Raw genomic sequence first — 6,333 nt, 5'->3', positions numbered from 1 at the left:
AGACGGAGAGGTCGAAGTTGAGGCTCGTCGCGGCGAGGGTGCCCTTCAGTTCCTCGGCAGAGAACGTGGCGAGGGCCCAATGGAGGAACTTCACGGCATTGCCGTGGGAGATGGCGACGCCCTTGGGACGGCCGGTGCTGCCGGAGGTGTAGATGAGATAGGCGAGGTGCCCGGCGTGGATGTCCACCGGCGGAGCCGTCGTCGGCTGCTTCGCCAGCTCCTCATCCGAGTCGAGGCACACCGGCGTGGCGGAGGTCTCCGGCAGGGCGGAGAGCAGATGCGAATGCGCGACGAGAGCGGGGCCCTGTGCGTCCTCCAGCAGCCAGCCCAGACGCTCACGCGGGTAGCTGGGGTCCAGCGGCACGTAGGCACCACCGGCCTTGAGGATGCCGAGGGCACCGATGACGAGGTCTTCAGTGCGCTCGACGCACAGGCCGACGCGGACTTCAGGCCCGACGCCCAGTCCACGCAGGCGGTGGGCGAGTTGGTTCGCCTTCGCGTCCAGCTCCCGGTACGTCAGCTGCCGCTCGAGCGTGATGACGGCCAGCGCATCCGGCGTGCGGTGCGCCTGTGCCTCGACCATGGCTGGAATGCTGGATTCCTGCGGCGTCTGTGATGCAGGGGGATTCCACTCGACGAGGAGCTGCTGGCGCTCGGCATCCGTAAGCAGCGGCAGGTCGCCAAGCCTTGTGTCCGGCTTCGTGGCAATCGCCTCCAGCAACACACCGAAGTGTCCGGCCATACGCTGGAGGGTCTCGGCGTCGAACAGGTCCGTCGCGTACTCCAGCGTGCCGACGAATCCGTCCCGGCCTTCACGCAGACCCAGGGAGAGGTCGAACTTGGCGAAGTGTGCTTCCAGCGGTAGCGCCTGGAAGGACAGCCCCGGCAGACGCAGTGCCTCATTCGGCGTGTTCTGCAGGACGAACATGGCCTGGAAGAGCGGGCTGCGGCTCAGGTCGCGCGTGGGCTGCACGGCTTCCACGAGCTTTTCGAACGGAAGGTGCTGGTGCTCGAAGGCCGCGAAGGTCGTGCCTCGGACCTGGGACAGCAGCTCGCGGAAGGTCGCGCGAGGATTCAGCTGGGTGCGCAGGACGAGCGTGTTGATGAAGAAGCCGATGAGGCCTTCGGTCTCCGCCTGGGTGCGGCCGGCGATGGGCGTGCCCACGCTGACGTCATCCTGCGCGGAGTAGCGCGACAGGAGCACCTGGAACGCAGCCAGCAACGTCATGAAGGACGTTGCGCCTTCCCTCTGTGCCAGGGCCTTGAGCGCGTGAGAGACCTCCGAAGGGATGTGCACGTCCACCGTGGCGCCCCGGTGTGACTGCACGGGCGGACGCGGACGATCCGTGGGCAGCTCCAACGCCGCGGGGGCTCCCACGAGCTGCTGCTTCCAGTAATGGAGCTGTGCATCCAGGACCTCTCCCTGGAGCCAGTTTCGCTGCCAGGCCGCGAAGTCCGCGTACTGCACGGACAGCGGCGCGAGAGCCGGCGTGCTGTTCGTGGAGAAGGCCTCGTAGAAGGCCACCATCTCCCGGACGAGCACGCCCATGGACCAACCGTCGGAGACGATGTGGTGCATCGTCACGAGCAGCAGGTGTGAGTCCTCGGCCAGCCGCACCAGCGTGCTGCGCAGCAGCGGGCCTCTGGCGAGGTCGAACGGCCGTCGTGCTTCCGCGTTGGCCAGTCGCCGCGCCTCTTCCTCTCGCAGCGCTTCCGGCTGGGTGGCGAGGTCCACGAGCGGCAGTGTCCAACCACTGGAAGCGTGGACGGTCTGGATGGGCTGGTCCTGGTGCTCGTGGAAGGTGGTGCGCAGGGCTTCGTGGCGGGCAACGAGTGCCTCGAAGGCACGGCGCAGGGCCTCGACGTCCAACTGCCCCGAGAGCTGGAGCGCGGTGGGGATGTTGTACGACGCGTCCCCAGGCTGGAGCTGATCCAACAGCCACAGCCGCTGCTGGGCGAAAGACAACGGCAGCGGACCGTCATGCGAGACGCGGGTGAGCTTCGGAGCCTGGGAGGTCGCGCTCCCGCGCAGCCGCCCGGCGAGCGCCTCTACCGTGGGGGACTCGAAGAGCGCGCGCAGGGGGAGTTCCACGCTGAACTCCGCGCGGACCCGCGACACGACCTGGGTGGCCAGCAGCGAGTGTCCACCCAGCTCGAAGAACGAGTCCTTCACGCCCACCTGGGGCAGGCGCAGGACTTCGGCCCAGATGGAGGCCAGCTTCGCTTCGACTTCCGTGCGCGGCGCTTCATAGGTGTGACCGGACTGGGGCGCCTCCGGCTCTGGCAGGGCCTTGCGGTCCACCTTGCCGTTGGAGTTGAGGGGCAGCGCGTCCAGCACCACGAAGGTGGCGGGGACCATGTACTCGGGGAGGCCCTGGCGCAGGTGCGTCTTGAGGGCCTCCACTTCCAGCGAGGCATTCGCCTTGGGCGTGACGTAGGCGACGAGGCGCTTGTCGGAGGCCTCACCCCTGGCGACGACGACGGCGTCCTTGATGCCCGGCGCGCGACGGAGAGCGGCTTCGATTTCGCCCAGCTCGATGCGGAAGCCACGCACCTTCACCTGGAAGTCGATGCGGCCGAGGTACTCCAGGCGCCCGTCCATGCGGTAACGGACGCGGTCGCCCGTGCGGTACATGCGGCCACCGGGAGGACCGTAAGGCTCCGGGACGAAGCGCTCCGCGGTGAGTTCCGGGCGCAGCAGGTAGCCACGCGCCTGACCTTCGCCGGCGAGGTACAGCTCGCCTGCGACACCGACGGGCACCGGCTGCAACGAGGCGTCCAGCACGTAGGCGCGCGTCGCGGGCAGTGGACGGCCGATGAGAGGCACTTCGTCACGGCCGACGAGGGAGGCCGTGGAGTAGGTGGTGTCCTCGGAGGGCCCGTAGAGGTTGTAGAGCTTCTCGACGGTGGGCACCGCGTAGACCTGCTTGGCGAGCGTCTCCGGCAGGGCTTCGCCCGCGAGGTTGATGACGCGCACACTCGGAGGCACCGCACCCAGACGCAGCAGCTGCGCCATGGCGGAGGGCACGGTGTTGACGAGGGTGACGTGGGACGCGGTGGGCAGCTCCGCCAGGTGCAGAGCGTTGCGCGCCACCACCACCGCACCACCACTGCTCAACGGAGCGAAGAGTTCGAAGACGGAGAGGTCGAAGTTGAGGCTCGTCGCGGCGAGCGTGCCCTTCAGCTCCTCCGGCGAGAAGGTCTCCAAGGCCCAGTGAAGGAAGGAGACGGCGTTGCCATGGGAGATGGCGACGCCCTTGGGACGGCCGGTGCTGCCAGAGGTGTAGATGAGGTAGGCGAGGTGGCCTGGGTGGATGTCCACCGTGGGCGCCGTCGTCGGCTGCTTCGCCAGCTCTGCGTCCGAGTCGAGGCACACGGGCGTGGTGGAGGTTTCGGGCAGTGCCGAGAGCAGGTGCGAATGCGCGACGAGGGCGGGGCCCTGTGCGTCCTCCAGCAGCCATCCCAGACGCTCACGCGGGTAGCTGGGATCCAGAGGCACGTAGGCACCACCAGCCTTGAGGATGCCAAGCGCGCCGATGACGAGGTCTTCAGTGCGCTCGACGCACAGGCCGACGCGGACTTCGGGCCCGACACCCAGTCCACGCAGACGGTGCGCGAGCTGATTGGCCTTCGCGTCCAGCTCCCGGTACGTCAGCTGCCGCTCGGGCGTGATGACGGCCAGCGCATCCGGTGTGCGACGCACCTGGGCTTCCACCATCGCGGGGATGCTGGGCTCGCCCGGCATCTGCGAGGCAGACAGGTTCCAGTCGATGAGGACCTGCTTGCGCTCCGTGTCGGTGAGCAGTGGCAGGTCGCCAAGCTTCGTGTCCGGCTTCTTCGCAATGGCCTCCAGCAGCACACCGAAGTGTCCGGCCATGCGCTGGAGGGTCGCCGCGTCGAACAGGTCCGTCGCGTACTCGAACGTGCCGACGAACCCGTCCCGGCCTTCACGCAGACCCAAGGAGAGGTCGAACTTGGCGAAGTGCGCTTCCTGCGGCAGGGACTGGAAGGACAGGCCCGGCAGACGCAGCGCTTCGGTGGGCGTGTTCTGCAGGACGAACATGGCCTGGAAGAGCGGGCTGCGGCTCAGGTCGCGCGTGGGCTGCACGGCCTCCACGAGCTTCTCGAACGGCAGGTGCTGATGGTCGTAGGCCGCGAGCGTCGTGCCTCGCACCTGGGCCAGCAACTCGCGGAACGTCGCGCGCGGGTTCAGCTGGGCGCGCAGGACGAGCGTGTTGATGAAGAAGCCGATGAGGCCTTCAGTCTCCGCCTGGGTGCGGCCGGCGATGGGGGAACCGACACTGACGTCGTCCTGTGCGGAGTAGCGCGACAGGAGGACCTGGAACGCCGCCAGCAACGTCATGAACGGCGTGGCGCCTTCCCGCTGGGAGAGGGCCTTGAGGGCATCCGTGAGGTGCTTGGGAATGCGCACGTCCACCGAGTCGCCCCGGTGCGACTGCACGGGCGGACGCGGGTGGTCCGTGGGTAGCTCCAACGCCGCGGGCGCTCCGGAGAGCTGCTGCTTCCAGTAGTGGATCTGCGCGTCCAGGGCTTCTCCCTGGAGCCAGTTCCGCTGCCACGTCGCGAAGTCCGCGTACTGCACGGGCAGCGGCGGGAGCGAGGGCGACTGGCCCGTGGAGAAGGCCGCGTAGAAGGTCGCCACTTCCCGGACGAGCACGCCCATGGACCAGCCGTCGGAGACGATGTGATGCATCGTCACCAGCAGCAGGTGCGAGTCCTGTCCCAGCCGTACCAACGTGCTGCGCAGCAGCGGGCCCCTGGCGAGGTCGAACGGCCTCCGCGCTTCTTCGTCGGCCATCCGCCGCGCCTCTTCTTCCCGGAGTGCGTCAGGCCGGGCGGAGAGGTCCACGAGCGGCAGCGTCCAACCGCTGAGCGCGTGGATGTTCTGGATGGGCTGGTCCTGGTGCTCGTGGAAGGTGGTGCGCAGGGCCTCGTGGCGCTGGACGAGCGCTTCGAAGGCGCGGCGCAGCGCCTCCACGTCCAACTGCCCCGAGAGCTGGAGCGCGGTGGGGATGTTGTACGACGCGTCCCCAGGCTGGAGCTGATCCAACAGCCACAGCCGCTGCTGCGCGAAGGACAACGGCCGAGGGCCGTCCGCGTGCGTCTGGGTGGGCGCGGGCAGGTGGAGGTTCGGCGTGGCTGTCTGGAGCCGCTCGGTGAGCGTGGCCACGGTGGGCGCTTCGAAGAGGGCCCGCAGCGGCAGCTCCACGCGGAACGTGGCGCGCACGCGGGAGACGAGCTGGGTGGCCAGCAGCGAATGACCACCGAGCGCGAAGAAGTCGTCGTGGACGCCCACGCGCTCCACGCGCAGCACCTGCATGAAGAGGGCTGCGAGCTGCTCCTCGGCGGGCGTGCGCGGCGCGACGAAAGTGGATGCGAGCGACGTGCCCTGGGGCGCGGGCAGGGCCTTGCGGTCCACCTTGCCGTTGGTGTTGAGCGGCAAGGCCTCCAGCACCAGGAAGGCGGAGGGCAGCATGTACTCGGGCAGGTGCTGCTTGAGGAAGGTGCGCAGCTCGGTGGAGTCCAGGGACTCTCCCGTCCCGGTGACGGCGTAGGCGACGAGTCGCTTGTCACCGGGCACGTCCTCGCGGGCGAGGACGACGGCCTGATGCACCGCAGGGTGTTTCAGCAGGCAGGACTCGATTTCACCAAGCTCGATGCGGAAGCCGCGGACCTTCACCTGGAAGTCGGCACGGCCCAGGTAGTCGAGCATCCCGTCGGCGCGCCAGCGCACCACGTCGCCGGTGCGGTAGAGGCGGGCACCAGGCGTGGAGGAGAAGGCATCCGGGATGAAGCGGTCCGCTGTCAGCTCCGGCCGGTTGAGGTAGCCGCGCGCGACGCCCTCACCACCGATGAAGAGTTCGCCCGCGACGCCGACGGGCACGGGGCGCAGCGTGCCGTCCAGCACGTAGACGCGGACGTTGGGCAGGGGCCTGCCGATGGTGGGCGTGGGAGACGCATCGAAGGCGCAGGCGGTGGCGTCGACGGTGCACTCGGTGGGGCCGTAGACGTTGAAGACGCGCGGGCGCGGGGCCTGGGCGAGGTGACGCCAGGTGGCGGGGTCCACGGCCTCACCGCCCACGAGGACGCGGCGGGGAGTTGCCTTGCGCTCCAGCAGCCCTTCATCCACGAGCAGGCGCAGGTGCGCAGGGGAGCAGTCGAGGACGTCGAGGGCGTCCTTCTCGATGCGGTTGACGAGCTCACCGACGTCAGCGCGGGCCTCGTCGGGAATGATGCAGAGGGTGTGGCCGTCGAGCACCTGGATGAGCTGCTTGACGGAGGCGTCGAAGGAGAGCGGCGCGTTGACGCTGA

1 protein-coding gene is annotated in these 6,333 nt (G+C 68.8%); it reads right to left on the bottom strand.

Features of this window, described 5'->3' with window-relative positions; translation table 11 throughout:
* Positions 1 to 6,333, bottom strand: a 6,333-nt coding sequence (locus D7X30_RS41165) for a non-ribosomal peptide synthetase (RefSeq protein ID WP_120568445.1), incomplete at both ends; no start/stop codon positions are given.

The organism is Corallococcus sp. AB011P (assembly GCF_003611605.1).
Taxonomy (GTDB): Bacteria; Myxococcota; Myxococcia; order Myxococcales; family Myxococcaceae; genus Corallococcus; species Corallococcus coralloides.
This window is presented reverse-complemented; position numbering and strand designations above follow the sequence as displayed.